Source organism: Fulvimarina thalattae, from assembly GCF_040239565.1.
Taxonomy (GTDB): domain Bacteria; phylum Pseudomonadota; class Alphaproteobacteria; order Rhizobiales; family Rhizobiaceae; genus Fulvimarina.
Genome location: NZ_JBEHWS010000003.1, coordinates 243,158 through 259,890 on the forward strand (window position 1 = coordinate 243,158; position 16,733 = coordinate 259,890).

Consider the following 16,733-nt stretch of genomic DNA (forward strand, 5'->3'; position numbering starts at 1 on the left):
GCTGGATAGTTTCGATATCGCCTTTGGGGCTTACATCCCCAGCGATTCTTTGACGGCTGCAAGACCAGGTTCGCCTTCGACGGTGGTCACACCTTCAAGCCAGCCTTCCCACTGGTCCGGATTGGCCTTGAGCCAGGCTTCCGTCGCCACACCGGCTTCCTCGCCCTCGTCGAGGATCTGGCCCATGATCTTGTTTTCCATGTCCAGCGAGAACTTCTGGTTCTTCAGGAAGGTCGTCACATTCGGGCACTCTTCCATGTAGCCCTGGCGTGCGACCGTGTGGACCGTACCCTCGCCGCCGAAGAAGTCTTCACCGCCTGTGAGGTATTTCAGGTCGTAGTTGGCGTTCATCGGATGGGGCTCCCAGCCGAGGAAGACGATGGGCTCTTCCTTGGAATAGGCACGGCCGACCATGGCCAGCATGCCCTGCTCTGAACTCTCCACGACTTCGAAGCCGGAAAGGTCGTGCTTGTTTTCCTCGGTCAACGAGACGAGGTAGGCGTTACCCTCATTGCCCGGCTCGATGCCGTAGATCTTCTCGTCCAGCTCGTCGCGGAACTTCGCGATGTCAGCATAGGTCTGGAGACCCTCTTCATAGAGATAGGTCGGGACGGCGAGCGTGTATTTCGTGCCTTCGAGATTGGTCGAGACGTCCTCGATCTCGCCGGATTCGAGATAGGGGCCGATTGCCGCATTCTGGGCTGGCAGCCAGTTGCCGAGGAAGACATCGACGTCGTCGCTCTCGAGCGATGCGAAGGTCACCGGAACCGAGAGCACCTTCACGTCCACCGAATATCCGAGACCTTCCAGAACGTGCTTCGTGGCCGCGGTCGTCGTTGTGATGTCGGTCCAGCCCACATCAGACATGGTCACCGTCTGGCAGGCTTCGGAGACCTGCGCGCTCGCGGTTCCAGCGAGGGCAGTGGTGCCGAGAAAGGCGAGTGCAATCGTTCCGAATGTCTTGCGCATGAATGCTCCCTGTCCAGGACCGGCTCGTTGGCGCCGGTTGTTTTTGATTGATCAGTCAATTAAAACTCATCGAGAGACTGATGTAAACAGTGGCACCCTGATTGGGGTGCCCAGATTTGTATCAGCAGCGGAGCAAGGATGCCGAAGACGGGAATGGAGGCAGTGCGTCGCGAGGCGCTGATCTCAGCCACGATCGCCGAAATCGGCGCTTCGGGCTCTCTCGACGTGACCGTTGGGCGGATCGCCAATCGCGCCGGCGTCTCCTCAGCTCTCGCCCACCACTATTTCGGGTCGAAGGAGAGGATCTTCTACGCCGCCATGCGGCGAATCCTCGACGATTTCGGCAAGTCCGTGCTGGACCGGTTCCGGTCGGCGAAGGGCCCGCGCGCCCGGGTCGAGGCGATCATCAGCGCCTCCTTCGAAGCCGAGCAGTTCGATCCGGCCATCGTTTCAGCGTGGCTCGCATTTTATGTCGAGGCCAATCGTTCGACCAACGCCCAGCGGCTGCTCAGGGTGTATGCGCGCCGTCTCGATTCGAACCTCGTCCACTCCTTACGCGAGCTGATGAATGAAGACGCGGCACGTCGCACGGCCCAGGGCCTCGCCTCGCTGATCGACGGCCTCTACATCCGCGCCGCCCTTCAGGAGCGGGCGCCCAAACGCCGAGACGCGGCGGCGCTGGTCATGGACTACCTCGACAAAGCCCTCAAGACGGAGAACGCCGTATGACGAAGAAGCCGAACATCCTGATCCTGATGGTCGATCAGCTGAACGGAACGCTGTTTCCGGACGGTCCGGCGGACTTCCTCCATACGCCCAATCTGAAGAAGCTCGCGGCCCGCTCCACGCGGTTTCGGAACAGTTACACGGCCTCGCCGCTCTGCGCGCCGGGCCGGGCGAGCTTCATGTCGGGTCAGTTGCCGGCACGCACGCGGGTCTATGACAATGCGGCCGAATTCGCCTCCGACATCCCGACCTACGCCCACCACCTGCGGCGCGCCGGCTACCAGACGACGCTGTCCGGCAAGATGCACTTCGTCGGCCCCGACCAGCTGCACGGCTTCGAGGAGCGGCTGACGACGGACGTCTATCCGGCAGACTTCGGCTGGACGCCGGACTATCGCAAGCCGGGCGAGCGGATCGACTGGTGGTATCACAATATGGGCTCGGTGAAGGGCGCCGGGATCGGCGAGATTTCCAACCAGCTCGAATATGACGACGAGGTCGCCTACGAGGCGAGGCGCAAGATCTACGATCTCGGCCGGCGCGGCGATGACCGGCCCTGGATGCTGACCGTCTCCTTCACCCATCCACATGACCCTTACGTGGCGCGCAAGAAGTACTGGGACCTTTACGAGGACTGCGAGCACCTTCTGCCGGAGGTACCTGCGATTCCCTACGAGGAACAGGATCGCCATTCCAAGCGCATTCTCGATGCGAACGACCGCTCGAACTTCGAGATCAGCGAAGACGATATCCGCCGCTCACGCCGGGCCTATTTCGCCAATATCTCCTATCTCGACGACAAGATCGGCGAGATCTTCGAGGCACTCGAAGGCACCGAGCAGGACGAGGATACGATCATCCTCTTCCTTTCCGACCATGGCGACATGCTCGGCGAGCGCGGCCTCTGGTTCAAGATGAGCTTCTACGACGGTTCGGCGCGCGTACCGCTGATGATCGCCGCGCCCCAAATGCCGGCAGGACGGATCGACACGCCGGTCTCGACGATCGACGTGACGCCGACGCTTGCCGATCTCGCCGGGATCGATCTCGGCGGCATCATGCCGTGGACCGACGGGGAAAGCCTCGTTCCGGTGGCGAACGGTGAGGACCGCACCAATCCAGTCCGCATGGAATATGCCGCCGAAGGCTCCGAAGCTCCTCTGGTGTCGCTGCGCGAAGGCCCGTGGAAGTACAATCACTGCGAGATTGATCCTCCGCAGCTCTTCGATATGGGCGCCGATCCGCACGAGCTGAAAAATCTGGCCGAGAACACCGACTACACCGATGTGGTGCAGCGCTTCGCGAAGGAAGTCGGCGAACGCTGGGATATGGCGCGCTACGACGCCGATGTGCGCGAAAGCCAGGCCCGCCGCTGGATCGTCTACCCGGCACTTCGAAACGGCGACTACTATCCGTGGGATTTCCAGCCGCTGAAGAACGCCTCCGAGCGCTACATGCGAAACCACATGGATCTCAACGTGCTCGAATCCTCCCAGCGCTATCCGAGGGGAGACTGAACATGATCACGGTCTACGAACGGTCCGACTCCAACAATGTGCAGCCTGTGATGTGGCTGATCGCCGAACTCGGGCTCGAACACGAGCGGCTGGATGTTGGCCATCGCTTCGGCGGCAACCGTTCGCCCGAATATCTCGCGATGAACCCGATGGGTCTGGTGCCGGTGGTTCGCGACGACGATGGCGAGGCGATCTCCGAGATGGGCGCGATCCTGCGCTATCTCGCAGCCCGCTACGGTAAGGACGACGCGTTCTGGCCCAGCGACCCGGCAGCCCGTGCGCAGGTCGACCGCTGGGCCGAATGGTCGAAGATCGAGATCATGGGCACATTCCAGGCGCCGGTCTTCTTCGCCAAGGTGATCGCGAAGCCGGAAAGCCGAAATCCGGAGGCGATCGAACGCGCCCTCGTCCACTTCCACAAGCGGATGGACATCGCCGAGGCCCGTCTCGGCGAGGCCGATTATCTCGCGGGCAGAGACTTCAGCCTTGCGGACATCGTCTTCGGCTCGGTGCTCTACCGCTATTTCGCGCTCGACATCGAGCGCCCCGACTATCCGAACATCACGGCCTATTACGAGCGCCTTCAGGCGCGGCCGGCCTATGCCGAGCATGTGATGGTCTCCTACGACGCGCTGGAAGGAACAGTATGAGAGCCCAGCCCAAAGCAAGCCACTTCATCGACGGCGCCTATGTCGAGGACGAGAACGGCGAAGCGTTCGACTGCATCTATGCCGCGACAGGCGAGACGATCGCAAAGCTTCACGCGGCGACGCCGGCAATCATCGACGCTGCGATGACATCGGCGGCCAAGGCACAGGCTGAGTGGGCGGAGTGGACGCCGGTCCAGCGCTCGCGCGTGCTTCGCAAGGCAGCCGACATCATCCGCGAGCGTAACGAGGCGCTATCCGAGCTGGAAACCCTCGATACCGCCAAGCCGATCCAGGAGACGATCGTAGCCGATGCGACGTCCGGCGCGGACGCGCTGGAATGGTTTGCCTCGATCGCCGCGACGCTCTCCGGCGAGAGCGTGCCGCTCGGCGCCGACTTCGCCTACACGATCCGCGAGCCGCTCGGCGTCTGCGTCGGCATCGGGGCGTGGAACTATCCGACCCAGATCGCCTGCTGGAAGGCAGCGCCGGCGCTCGCCTGCGGCAATGCGATGGTCTTCAAGCCGTCGGAACTGACGCCGCTCTGCGCTCTCAAGGTCGCCGAGATCATGCACGAGGCGGGCGCGCCGGCGGGTCTTCTCAATGTGGTTCAGGGCTTCGGCAAGGTCGGCGCGGCGCTGACCGGCCACGACCTCTGCGCCAAGGTCTCGCTGACCGGCTCGGTCGAGACCGGGCCGAAGGTCTATGCGGCAGCCGCCGAGGGCATGCGGCATGTGACGATGGAGCTGGGCGGCAAGTCGCCGATCCTCGTCTTCGACGATGCGAGCCTCGAAGACGCGATTTCCGGCGCGATGCTCGGCAATTTCTATTCGACGGGGCAAATTTGCTCGAACGGCACGCGCGTCTTCGTCCAGCGCGGCATTTACGAACGGTTCTTGGAACGGCTGGCCGAGCGCACCAAGGGGATCAAGCTGGGTGACCCGCTCGATCCGGAGACGCAGATCGGACCACTCGTCTCCTTCGCGCAGCGCGAAAAGGTGCAGCATTATCTTAAGAGCGCCGGCGAGGAAGGTGCGCGGCTCGTCATCGGCGGTGGTTTGCCGGACGGCGATGGCTTCGCCGATGGCGCCTATATCGCGCCGACGGTCTATGCCGACGTCACCGACGAGATGACGATCGCGCGGGAGGAGATTTTCGGACCGGTCATGTCCGTCTTCCCGTTCGACACCGAGGAGGAGGCGCTGTCGCGCGCCAACCGGACGCCGTTCGGTCTGGCGGCAGGCGTATTCACCAGCGATCTGACGCGCGGGCACCGGGTGGCGAAGAAGCTGCAAGCCGGCATCTGCTGGATCAACACGTACAATCTCACGCCCGTGGAAGTGCCCTTCGGCGGCGTGAAGAAATCCGGCCTCGGCCGCGAGAACGGCAAGGCAGCAGTGGAATATTATTCTCAGCTGAAGACCGTTCATGTGGGCATGGGCCCGGTCGAGAGCCCGTACTGAGCCATGGTCACGGATCGCAACGTTCTGGCCGAGGCCGATTACGTCATCATCGGGTCGGGCTCGGCGGGTTCGGCGCTTGCCTATCGCCTGTCGGAAAACGGCAAGCATTCGGTGATCGTCCTGGAATTCGGCGGCACCGATATGGGGCCGTTCATCCAGATGCCGGCGGCCCTATCCTATCCGATGAACATGAAGCGCTACGACTGGGGCTTCGTTTCCGAACCCGAGCCCCATCTCGGCGGGCGCCGTCTGGTGACGCCGCGCGGCAAGGTCATCGGCGGCTCCTCCTCGATCAACGGCATGGTCTATGTGCGCGGCCATGCGAAGGATTTCGATCACTGGGAAGAAACCGGCGCGAAGGGTTGGGGGTTTGCGGATGTCCTTCCCTATTTCAAGCGGATGGAGCGCTGGCACGAGGGTGGCCATGGCGGCGATCCCGAATGGCGAGGTCAGAACGGCCCGCTCCATGTCAGTCGCGGCCCGCGCATCAATCCGCTGTTCCACGCCTTCGTCGAAGCGGGAACCCAGGCCGGATTCGAGGAGACGGCTGACTACAACGGCGAAAAGCAGGAGGGCTTCGGCCCGATGGAGCAGACCGTCTGGAGGGGCCGGCGCTGGTCGACCGCCAACGCCTATCTGCGCCCTGCCCTCAAGCGCGGAAATGTCCGGCTAATCCACTGCTTCGCCAACAGGATCGCCATCGAGAACGGCCGCGCGACCGGCGTCGAAGTGACCAAGGGGCGCAAGACCCAGCTTGTGAACGCCAAGCGCGAGGTGATCGTCGCAGCCTCCTCCATCAACTCCCCGAAACTGCTGATGCTCTCAGGCATCGGACCGGCCGCACATCTTTCCGAACACGGGATCGATGTGGTCGCGGACCGGCCGGGAGTCGGCGGCAATCTGCAGGACCATCTGGAGGTCTACATCCAGCAGGCCTGCACACAGCCGATCACGCTCTACAAGCACTGGAATCTCTTCGGCAAAGGATTCTCAGGCGCACAGTGGCTATTCACCAAAACCGGTCTTGGTGCCTCGAACCAGTTTGAAAGCGCCGCTTTTCTTCGAAGCCGGGCCGGCGTCGAATATCCCGATATCCAGTACCATTTCCTGCCGATCGCCGTGCGCTACGACGGCAAGGCGGCAGCAGAGGGACACGGCTTCCAGGCCCATGTCGGGCCGATGCGCTCGCCTTCGCGCGGACGCATTTCGCTTCGTTCGTCCGATCCGATCGAGCCGCCGAAGATCGTCTTCAACTATATGTCGACGGAGGAGGACTGGACCGACTTCCGCCGCTGCGTGCGACTGACGCGGGAGATCTTCGCCCAGAACGCATTTGACGCCTATCGCGGCAAGGAAATCCAGCCTGGCGCTTCGGCTCAGTCCGACGAGGCGATCGACGATTTCATCCGCGAGGAAGCCGAAAGCGCCTATCATCCCTGCGGCACATGCCGAATGGGCGATGCGGAGGACCGGCACGCCGTGGTCGATCCTCAGTGCCGGGTCATCGGCGTCGACGGCCTTAGGGTCGCCGACTCCTCGATCTTCCCGCGCATTACCAACGGCAATCTCAACGGACCGTCGATCATGGTCGGAGAGAAAGCCTCCGACCATATCCTTGGCGAGACATTGCCGCGCGACGAGGCCCAGCCGTGGATCAACCCACGCTGGAAGACCTCGGATCGCTGATACCCGAGGTCGGTCCTTCTCCTATCGATACCAGAGCGCGATGCTCGGGAATGCGATGACGATGCCGAGGGCAAGCGCCTGAAGACCGATGAAGGGCAGCAGCGACTTGAAGATCGTCCCGAGGGATATCTCCGGAGGCGCGACGCTCTTCAGGTAGAAGGCGGCCGGCCCGAAGGGCGGCGACAGGAACGATATCTGCATGTTCAGCGAGAAGAGAACGCCGAACCAGATCAGATCGTAGCCAAGTGAGTCGACGATCGGCGCAAAGATCGGGATTGCGAGCAGCGCGATGCCGACCCAGTCCAGGAACATGCCGAGGATCGCCAGGATCACCATCATGACGAGAAGGACGACGATCGGCTCGTCGGAAACACCGGTCAGCAGGCTCTCGATGAAATCAATGCCGCCCATCAGGTTGTAGACACCGATAAGAGCGGTCGCGCCGACGCCGATCCATACGATCATGCCGCAGGTCCGAAGCGTCTGGATCGAACTGTCGATCAAGAGCTTCATGGTGAACTCGCCGCGCAGCACGGTCGACAGGACGACACCGAAAACACCGATGGCCGAGGCTTCGGTCACCGAGGCGATGCCCGCGTAAATCGAGCCGAGCACGAAAACGACGACGATGAGCGGAAGTATCAGACCCTTGAGGAGGGCAAGCTTTTCCGAAAGCGGGACCTCTTCTTCCTCTTCCGGCACCGGCGCCATACTTGGATTCAGATAGGCACGGATCAGCACATAGCCGGCATACATGGCCGCGAGCATCGCCCCCGGAACGAAGGATGCGGTGAACAGCTCGCCGATCGAGACGTTCGCCGAGAGGCCGTAGATGATGAGGACGATCGAGGGCGGGATCATCGTGCCCAGCGCACCGCCGGCGCAGACGATGCCGATCGCAAGGTGCTTGTCGTAGCCGAGCCGGAGCATCTGCGGCAGGGCGAGCAAGCCGAGAAGGACGATCTCGCCGCCGATGATGCCAGACATTGCCGCAAGGATCACCGAGACGATCAGCGTCTGGACACCGACACCACCGCGGACGCGGCCAGCGACGAGCTTCATGGCGTCAAACAGGTCTCGCGCGATTCCGGATCGATCGAGAACCGATGCCATGAGCACGAACATCGGAACCGAGAGAAAGACGTATTGGGTGATGAAGGAATAGATGCGCGTCGTAACGATCGGCACGGCCATCGGACCGAACCAGCCAAGCGCGAAGATGAGCGCAACAAGAATGGTGACGAATGCCAGCGGCATGCCCGTGACGAGGAGCGCGAGCAGCATGGCGAACATCGCGATGCTGCCACCGCCGATGCCCAGAGCCTGAAGATCAAACATCGAGGGCTCCGTGCTCGGAGCCGCCGTGGTGCAGCTCGTCGGTTGGCTTCCGCCGGAAATGACCGATCCCCTGCAAGGCGAACTGGATCGTCATGGCGCAAAGAGTGATGAAAAGGAACGTCTTGACGATCGCAGGGGTCGGCGGGTTCCAGGCACTTCCACTCGTCTCGAGCCGGAAGCTGCCGCTCGGCGTGAAGAACGCCTTGTAGGACAGGCCGTAAGCCGCCCAGGCCATCAGGGCGCAGGCAGCGGTACCGACGATCGAGATGCAGATATCGAGAATGCGCCGGAAGCGCGGACTGACTGCTTCATAGATAAGGACGACGCGAATGTGCCGGTCGGTCCCGAGGCAATAGGCTCCGCCGAAGGCGAAGCAAAGCGCCGTCATCGCTGTGGTCGTCTCGTGCACCCAGAAAGTGGGCGCATTGAACGCGTAGCGCATCAGGACTTCGTAGAGGGTAAAGGCCGTCACGAACAGGAACATGACCGCAAAGAGCCACCCGGCCGGCGTAAGAAGCGCCGAGAGCGGATCCTGCGGAATATCCTTCTGCTCCGGGCGTTGTTCCTCTAGTGGCTGCTCACTGGTGTCGGCCATGTCGTCTCCTCCCTTAAATCGTCGCCCAGGCCCTCAGGGCCCGGGCGACGGCTAGACTTGGCCTTAGAGCTTGCCTTCGCTCTTGAGGAACTCAGTCATGGAATCGAAGACTTTCTGGGCATTCTCCGAGCGTCCGGCATATTCCTGCCACTGATCCTGCGCGATCTGGCGGAATTTCTTCTTTTCTTCTTCCGACCAGCTGTGGATCGTGACGCCTTCCTGCTTGGAGAGCTTGTCCGCGACTTCCTGGTCACGCGCCTTAATGCGCTCGGCCAGTTCGTCGGCATACCAGGTCACGGAGTCCTTGAAGATCTTCTGATCCTCTTCGGACATCGAGTCCCAGGTGCTCTTGTTAATCGAAACCTCGTTCAACGGCAGGGAGTGGAAACCCGGCCAGATCGGGTTCTTGGCAACGTCATGCAGACCCATGGAATCATTGGTTGCAAGCGTCGTCGCGTCGGCAGCTGAGATGACGCCCTTGTCGAGCGCGGTGAAGACCTCCGACTGCGGCAGGTTCACGGGCGAGGCTCCAGCGGCGGCAAAGGCGGACTGCACCATGCCTTCCGGCGCGCGCATCTTGACGCCCTTCAGATCCTCGACGCTGTCGATCGCGATCTTGGACGGGATAGCTTCGGCGGTCTGAGCGGCAGCACCGACGAAATGGACGCCGTAGGGCTCGAGAATCTCGTTATAGAGGTCCTCTCCACCGCCACGGTCGAAGAACGCCCGCAGCTCTTCCGGCGAAGAATAGGCACCGACCGGGTTGCCGATCAGAGCGAAGGCCGGGTCCTTGCCGGTAAAGTAGGATGCGTCGGTTACGTGGCCGCCGAGGATGCCCGAGCCGACGGCGTCGAGCGTCTCGTTGTATTCAACGATCGAGCCGGCGGGCAGCATCTCCACGTCAATGCGGCCATCCGACATCTCGCGGAGATGATCGGTCCATGCGTTCTGGACTTCGAAAGCGGCTGTGCCGGAGTTATCGCTCGACTGGAACTTCAGATCGTAGCTTTCCTGGGCAAAGGCTACCGAGGTCAGCGCACTGAAAGCGGCGATGGCGATAGTCAGACGTTTTAGCATCAGGTTTTCCTCCCGTTCGATGCGATTGACGGCCAAGGTTCAGCGGAACCTTGACCGTCTCGAATTTGGTGTCCCCGCCATAACGGAGCGCACGTTTCGACGATGGCAAGCGAGCTTGCCTTTGTCAAAGCCTTCCGATGGCTCTACTGCAAATCTCCCGGAAGAACCGAACTTGGCAGGTTCTGGTAGCAGACCGGCCGCAGGAAGCGCCGGATGGCCAGCGTACCCACCGAGGTCGCGCCGAAATTGGTCGAAGCCGGATAGGGTCCACCATGGACCATGGAATCGGCAACCTCGACACCCGTCGGGAACCCGTTGGCAAGAATACGTCCGGCCTTGCGTTCCAGGATCGGCACGAGCTTACTCGCGGCCGGGGCATCGCCCTCGTCCATTTGCAGCGTGACCGTCAGCTGGCCATGCAGCTTGCGCGCAATCCGCTCCATCTCGGCCTCATCCTTCACGCGAACGACGATGCCGAGCGGGCCGAACACCTCTTCGGACAGCGCTTCATTGCTTTCGAAGACTTCGCCGGTGGTTTCGAGAATGAAGGGCGAGGCGTGGCGGCTGGAATTGGCCTCGCCGAGCAGTGCTTTCACGCCCTCCGTCTGCGACACCTTCTCGGCGCCGGAGCGATAGGCGGCGGCAATGCCATCAGTGAGCATCACCTGCTTGTCGCCGCCTTTTGCGGCTTCCACAGCAGACGAGACGAATGCATCGGCTTCCGGACCGTCCTTGACGAAGACGAGACCGGGATTGGTGCAGAACTGCCCTGCCCCCATGGTGAGCGATCCAACCCAGCCCGAGCCGATCGCTTCGCCACGCGCCTTGAGAGCCTCAGGCATCGCAAAGACCGGATTGACCGATCCGAGCTCGCCGAAGAAGGGAATCGGTTCGGGGCGCTGGGCGCAGAGATCGTAGAGCGCTCGCCCCGCGCCGAGGGAACCGGTAAAGCCGACGGCCTTGATCAGCGGATGGGTGACAAGGCGTTCGCCGACCGCACGGCTGCCGCCCTGAACCAGCGAGAAGACGCCGGGATGCAGATCATGCGCCTTGATCGCGGCGTGGATCGCCTGGGCGACGATTTCGCCCGTTCCTGGATGAGCTTCATGCCCCTTCACGACAACGGGGCAACCGGCCGCGAGTGCCGCCGCCGTATCGCCGCCGGCTGTCGAGAAGGCGAGCGGGAAATTGGACGCTCCGAAGACGGCGACCGGGCCGATGGGGCGCTGGAGCATCTTGAGTTCGGGACGCGGTCCAGCAGCACGATCAGGCAAGGCCGGATCGGTTCGCCGGTCGAGATAGTCGCCTTCGCGGATATGCTTGGCGAACAGCTTGAGCTGGCCGGTCGTACGGCCGCGCTCGCCCTGAAGGCGCCCTGCGGGCAGGCCCGATTCTTCGGTGCCGATTTCGGTGATCTCATCACCGCGTTTTTCGATCTCTTCGGCGATGGTCTCGATGAACGCGGCGCGGGCTTCGCGCGACGTATAGGCGTAGGTCCAGAACGCCTCTTCGGCGGCTTCCGCCGCCCGGTCCACGAGCTCCGGCGTGCCGGCGGAAAAATTCCGCGGCTCGGCCGAAAGCGGCTGGGACTTGAAGGTCTGGTCGGAGCCGACCCAATCGCCGGCGATGAGATGTTTGCCTGTCAGTTCGAGTGTCATGGATATGTCCAGTTCTGTCTCGTGTCTGCGGGCCTTCGCCCGCTTTCATGCAACGCATCGAGGCCGTTATCGGCCCCAGCGAAGCACCATGGGGTCGAGAGAGCGCGCCAGTTCGATCAGCCCGGCGCGCGTATCGGGATGGGCGGGCATGATCGGCCGACGGACGGTATCGCTGGCGATGACGCCGCCCTCCTTCATGAGGATTTTGGCAGTGGCAAAACTCGTCTGCCTGTTCTCGAAGTTAATGAGGGGCAGCCAACGCGCATAGGCCTCCATCGCCCCTTTTCGATCGCCGGCAAAGAATGGGTCGAGAATCTGGCGGATGCCATCGGGATAACCGCCGCCCGTCATCGTACCCGTCGCGCCGGCATCGAGATCAGGCATCAGCGTGATTGCCTCCTCGCCGTCCCAGGGGCCTTCGATCGCTTCTCCGCCGAGCGAGATGAGCTCGCGCAGTTTCGAGGCGGCGCCCGCCGTCTCGATCTTGAAATAGGCGACGTTCTCGATCTCGCTAGCCATGCGGGCGAGAAGCGCCGGCGGAAGAGGCGTGCCGGAGATCGGTGCGTCCTGGATCATGATCGGGATCGAGATCGCATCCGAGAGTGCCCGGAAGAAGGCGATGATCTGGCCTTCGCCAACACGCATGGTGGCGCCGTGATAGGGCGGCATGACCATGATTACGGCTGCTCCGGCGGCCTCGGCGGCCTTCGCGCGGGCGATGGTGATATCCGTCGAGAAATGGCTGACCGTCACGATGACAGGCACCCGGCCGGCGACATGCTCCATCGAAAGGGCGAGCTGCTCATCCCGCTCGGCATCGGACAGCAGGAACTGCTCGGAAAAGTTCGCGAGGATGCAGATGCCGGTGGACCCGGCATCGATCATGAAATCGAGCGCGCGCTTCTGGCCCTCCAGATCGGGCGTCCCGTTCTCGTGGAAGATGGTCGGCGCCACCGGGTAGACACCCCGGAAAGGCCGGACGGCTGAAAGCGAAAGATTCATCAGTGATTATCCCGTGGCAGGCCCTTGGTCTGGGCGATGGCTCGGTAGCTGGTCGCCATTTCGAGGCACATGCCGGATTCCATCTGGCCGACGATGCCGCGCTGGATTTCCTGCCAGGGAGTCTGGTGCTCGGGATAGGGGAAGCCGCCCTCGGCTTCCAGCTTGAGCCGGCGCTCGTCGAGCTCCTCCTTGGAGATGAGAATGTCGGCCGTGCCCTTGCCGAGATCGATGCGCACCTTGTCGCCGGTCTTTAAGAGCGCGAGACCGCCGCCGGCGGCGGCTTCCGGCGAGGCGTTGAGGATCGAGGGCGAACCGGAGGTGCCGGACTGGCGGCCGTCACCGACACAGGCGAGCGATTTGATGCCCTTCTTTATGAGGTAGTCCGGCGCGCGCATGTTCACGACCTCGGCCGCGCCTGGATAGCCGATCGGCCCCGCGCCGCGCATGAAGAGGACACTGTGCTGGTCGATGTCGAGTGAAGGATCATCGATCCGATGGTGATAGTCCTCGGGTCCGTCGAAGACGACGGCCTTGCCCTCGAAGGCCATCGGATCATCCGGATTTTCCAGATAGCGTTTCCTGAACTCGTCGGAGATGACCGAGAGCTTCATGATGGCGGAGTTGAAGAGATTGCCCTTGAGGACGCGGAAGCCGGCGCGCGGGCGCATGGGCTCGTCATAAGTCTTGATGACTTTGGCATCTTCGATCACCGCGTCGCGGCAGTTCTCGCCGATCGTCTTGCCGTTCGCGGTGATGACGTCCTCGTGAATGAGGCCCTTATCCATCAGCTGGTTGACCACCGCCGGAACGCCGCCGGCATGGTAATAGTCCTCGCCAAGATATTCGCCGGCAGGCTGGAGGTTGACCAGAAGCGGGATGTCCTCGCCCAGCTCCTGCCAGTCGTCGATCGAAAGTTCGACGCCGAGATGGCGGGCGATGGCATTGAGGTGGATCGGCGCATTGGTGGAACCGCCGATCGCGGAATTGACGCGGATGGCGTTCTCGAAAGCCTTGCGCGTCATGATGTCGGTGGGCTTCAGGTCCTCATGGACCATGTCGACGATGCGCTTGCCGGTCCGCCAGGCGACCTCCTGTCGGTCGCGATAGGGCGCGGGGATCGCCGCCGAGCCGGGGAGCTGCATACCGAGGGCTTCGGCGAGCGAGTTCATCGTCGTCGCGGTGCCCATCGTGTTGCAGTAGCCGGTCGAGGGGGCGGACGAGGCGACGAGCTTGATGAAGCCGGCATAGTCGATCTCGCCGGCGGCCATCATCTCGCGGGCCTTCCAGACGATGGTGCCCGACCCCGTGCGCTCGCCCCGGAACCAGCCGTTCAGCATCGGGCCGACGGAGAGCGCGATCGCCGGGATGTTCACGGTGGCAGCTGCCATCAGGCAGGCCGGCGTGGTCTTGTCGCAGCCGATGGTGAGAACGACGCCGTCGAGCGGATAGCCGTAGAGAAGTTCGACGAGGCCGAGATAGGCGAGATTGCGGTCGAGCGATGCCGTCGGGCGTTTGCCGGTCTCCTGAATGGGATGTACCGGGAACTCCAGCGGAATGCCGCCGGATTCGCGAATGCCGTCACGAACGCGCTTGGCGAGCTCCATATGGTGCCGGTTGCAGGGCGAGAGGTCCGAGCCGGTCTGGGCGATACCGATGATCGGCTTTCCGGACTGAAGCTCTTCCTGGCTGATACCGTAGTTCAGGTAGCGCTCCAGATAGAGCGCGGTCATGTCCGGATTGTCCGGATTGTCGAACCATGCGCGCGAGCGCAGCTTATTATCGGATGAGTTCGAACAGTCGGACATGGAGGTCCCTTCTCGGTGTTGGCCGGAGGCGGCCGATCTCGCCGGCGTACCCTCCGATATATGCGTGACCCGGCAGACGCTGCGGGCCTATTTGGTTTCTTCGTGGAACGCGTCCACAGTTTCGCGCCGTCCGAGCATGAAGGCGTCGGCGACGTGGCGCAGCGGCGCAATATCCACATCGCTCTTTCCGGAGCCGACGAGATCGACGAAGTGCTGGTAGATGCCGCGATATTCCGCATCTGGCTGGTCGATGACCTGTTCACCGTCGAGCTTCAGTTTCTTGCCGCCTTCGGAAAGTTCGAGACGGCCACCGTCTTCAGTCTCGACGTCAATGTTCCAGGTCTGCGGACCTTCCTGCCGCCAGTCGAAATCGGCGGTAAGATCGAGGCCATGGGCATCGGTGAAGGCGAGCCGCGCGGCAATCGGGGCCTGCCGGTTCTCGGGAAAAGAGAGCGTCGAGCCAGTGAGGAAGAAGGCCGTCGGCAGAATATGCGTCGTGATCGAAAGCGCATTGATGCCGGGGTCGAACACGCCGAGACCGCCCGGCTCCCAGATCCATTCCTGGCCGGGATGCCAGCGGCGGACATCCTCCTTCCAGGTAATGACCGCGCGCTTCACCTTTCGCTTGGACAGCCAGTCCTTCGCCGGCTCGACGGCCGGTGCGAAGCGCGAATGCCAAGTGGCGAAGAGCGTGACGCCTTTTGCTGCCGCGACCTCGGCAAGGTCCTCGACCTCGCTCAAGGTCGCGCCCGGCGGCTTTTCGAGGAGAACGTGCTTGCCGGCTTTGAGGGCTTGGAGCGCCAGAGCGTATCGCACCTGCGGCGGAGTGCAGAGGGCGACGGCGTCGATCTCGGCCCCGTCCAGCATCGCGGTGAGATCGGTGAAATTCGTCACCCCGTCGACGCGTGCCGAACGGCTGGCGGCGGCGGCGAGCACGATCCCGTCGGTCGCTTCGATCGACGGGAAATGCTGGTCGCGGGCGATCTTGCCGACGCCGACGAGGCCGAGACGAATATCGCTCATGACGCGCGCGAACGGTTCACGACGTCGAAGATCACGGCGAGGAGAAGGACGAGGCCCTTGATCACCTGCTGATAGTCGATGCCGATGCCGAGGATCGACATGCCGTTGTTCATCACGCCCATGATGAACGCGCCGATGACCGCGCCGACAATGGTGCCGACGCCGCCGGCCATGGACGCGCCGCCGATAAAGACCGCCGCAATCACGTCGAGCTCGAAGGCAAGACCCGCCTTCGGCGTTGCGGTGTTGAGACGGGCCGCAAAGACGAGGCCGGCGAGAGCTGCGAGCATGCCCATGTTCGCGAAGGTAAGGAAGGTCAGGCGCTCGGTGTTGATACCGGAGAGCTTCGCCGCCTTCTCGTTGCCGCCGATCGCGTAGATGCGACGGCCGATGGTCGTGCGCGAGGTGACGAAGGAATAAGCCGCGATCAGCACCGCCATGACGATGAGGACGTTCGGAAAGCCCCGGAAGCTGGCGAGGAGCCAGGTGAGATAGAGGATGGCGACGGCGATCAGTATGTTCTTCGCCATGAAGAAGCCGAAGGGCTCGTCGTCATGGCCTGTGCCGCGCGATGCAAAACGATGCTTGAGGGCGAGCGCGAGGATAAAGGCGGCGACACCCGCGCCGATGACGAAGGAGACGAGGTGGAAGCCACGCACGTCGATCACGTCCGGCAGGAAGCCCGAGGCGAGGAGCTGGAAGTTGCTGGGGAAGGGTCCGACCGACTGTCCGGCGAGCAGCCAGAGGGTCAGCCCCTTGAAGACGAGCATGCCGGCGAGCGTCACGATGAAGCTCGGGATTTTCCAGTAGGCGATCCAGTAGCCCTGCGCCGCGCCGATGATGCCGCCGACCGCAAGGCAGATGATGCTCGCGATGAAGAAGTTCATGTCCCACTGGACGATCATCACGGCGGCGAGCGCCCCGACGAAGCCGAGCACGGAGCCGACCGAGAGATCGATATGGCCGGAGACGATGACCAAGAGCATCCCGAGCGCCATGATGACGATATAGCTGTTCTGGAGCACCAGATTGGTCAGGTTGATCGGCTTCATCAGGATGCCGTCGGTGGCGATCTGGAAGAAGGCCATGATGACGACGAGCGCGATGAGAATGCCGTATTCGCGCATGTGACGGCGGAGGAACGACCAGTGGCTGGCGCTTTCCGTTTCTGAGCCGACTGCGCTGTCGGTCGTTGCTTGCTGCGACATGGTTCCTCCCTTGGGATGC

At 62.7% G+C, this 16,733-nt stretch carries 14 protein-coding genes; 5 read left to right on the top strand and 9 right to left on the bottom strand.

Translation table 11 applies throughout. The annotated features are described in order from the left end of the window. Positions 1–30: 30 nt before the first annotated feature. Positions 31–969, bottom strand: coding sequence for a choline ABC transporter substrate-binding protein (gene choX / locus ABRA89_RS05885; RefSeq protein ID WP_349940518.1), 939 nt, complete (start codon positions 967–969; stop codon positions 31–33). Positions 970–1,107: 138 nt separating this feature from the next. On the opposite strand from choX, the gene betI reads away from it, so the two are divergent. From betI to betA, 5 genes are read left to right on the top strand one after another with little or no spacing between them, the layout of a single operon-like run. Further along, entirely contained in the window at positions 1,108–1,698 is a 591-nt protein-coding gene (gene betI, locus ABRA89_RS05890; RefSeq protein ID WP_349940519.1) for a transcriptional regulator BetI, read from the top strand. Further along, on the top strand, positions 1,695–3,212 hold the full coding sequence (betC, locus tag ABRA89_RS05895; protein ID WP_349940520.1) for a choline-sulfatase: 1,518 nt from the start codon (positions 1,695–1,697) through the stop codon (positions 3,210–3,212). Before betI ends, betC begins: the two co-directional genes overlap by 4 nt. 2 nt (positions 3,213–3,214) lie before the next feature. Continuing rightward, on the top strand, positions 3,215–3,862 hold the full coding sequence (locus tag ABRA89_RS05900; RefSeq protein ID WP_349940521.1) for a glutathione S-transferase family protein: 648 nt from the start codon (positions 3,215–3,217) through the stop codon (positions 3,860–3,862). Beyond that, positions 3,859–5,322 carry a betaine-aldehyde dehydrogenase gene (gene betB / locus ABRA89_RS05905; RefSeq protein ID WP_349940522.1) on the top strand — a complete coding sequence of 488 codons (1,464 nt, stop codon included), beginning with the start codon at positions 3,859–3,861 and terminating at the stop codon, positions 5,320–5,322. Before ABRA89_RS05900 ends, betB begins: the two co-directional genes overlap by 4 nt. A 3-nt stretch (positions 5,323–5,325) precedes the next feature. Next, positions 5,326–7,008, top strand: coding sequence for a choline dehydrogenase (gene betA / locus ABRA89_RS05910; protein ID WP_349940523.1), 1,683 nt, complete (start codon positions 5,326–5,328; stop codon positions 7,006–7,008). A 21-nt stretch (positions 7,009–7,029) separates the two neighbouring features. On the opposite strand, the gene ABRA89_RS05915 is transcribed toward betA, so the two are convergent. The 8 genes from ABRA89_RS05915 to mmsB form a co-directional block, all read right to left on the bottom strand. Continuing rightward, positions 7,030–8,346 (bottom strand): TRAP transporter large permease, encoded by a 1,317-nt coding sequence (locus ABRA89_RS05915; protein WP_349940524.1) that lies wholly within the window; start codon positions 8,344–8,346, stop codon positions 7,030–7,032. Beyond that, a complete protein-coding gene (locus ABRA89_RS05920; protein ID WP_349940525.1) occupies positions 8,339–8,941 on the bottom strand; it encodes a TRAP transporter small permease subunit in 603 nt (200 codons plus the stop codon). The genes ABRA89_RS05915 and ABRA89_RS05920 overlap by 8 nt, the downstream gene beginning before the upstream one ends. Before the next feature lie 63 nt (positions 8,942–9,004). Continuing rightward, positions 9,005–10,018: a TRAP transporter substrate-binding protein gene (locus ABRA89_RS05925; RefSeq protein ID WP_349940526.1), complete on the bottom strand. Its 1,014-nt coding sequence runs from the start codon at positions 10,016–10,018 to the stop codon at positions 9,005–9,007. A gap of 143 nt (positions 10,019–10,161) precedes the next feature. Next, positions 10,162–11,676 carry an aldehyde dehydrogenase (NADP(+)) gene (locus ABRA89_RS05930; RefSeq protein WP_349940527.1) on the bottom strand — a complete coding sequence of 505 codons (1,515 nt, stop codon included), beginning with the start codon at positions 11,674–11,676 and terminating at the stop codon, positions 10,162–10,164. Between the two features lie 66 nt (positions 11,677–11,742). Beyond that, positions 11,743–12,678 (bottom strand): dihydrodipicolinate synthase family protein, encoded by a 936-nt coding sequence (locus tag ABRA89_RS05935; protein ID WP_349940528.1) that lies wholly within the window; start codon positions 12,676–12,678, stop codon positions 11,743–11,745. Next, positions 12,678–14,483, bottom strand: coding sequence for an IlvD/Edd family dehydratase (locus ABRA89_RS05940; protein WP_349940529.1), 1,806 nt, complete (start codon positions 14,481–14,483; stop codon positions 12,678–12,680). The genes ABRA89_RS05935 and ABRA89_RS05940 overlap by 1 nt, the downstream gene beginning before the upstream one ends. An 87-nt stretch (positions 14,484–14,570) precedes the next feature. Then, positions 14,571–15,506: a Gfo/Idh/MocA family protein gene (locus ABRA89_RS05945; RefSeq protein ID WP_349940530.1), complete on the bottom strand. Its 936-nt coding sequence runs from the start codon at positions 15,504–15,506 to the stop codon at positions 14,571–14,573. Then, entirely contained in the window at positions 15,503–16,633 is a 1,131-nt protein-coding gene (gene mmsB / locus ABRA89_RS05950; protein ID WP_349940614.1) for a multiple monosaccharide ABC transporter permease, read from the bottom strand. Before mmsB ends, ABRA89_RS05945 begins: the two co-directional genes overlap by 4 nt. Between the last annotated feature and the right edge of the window lie 100 nt (positions 16,634–16,733).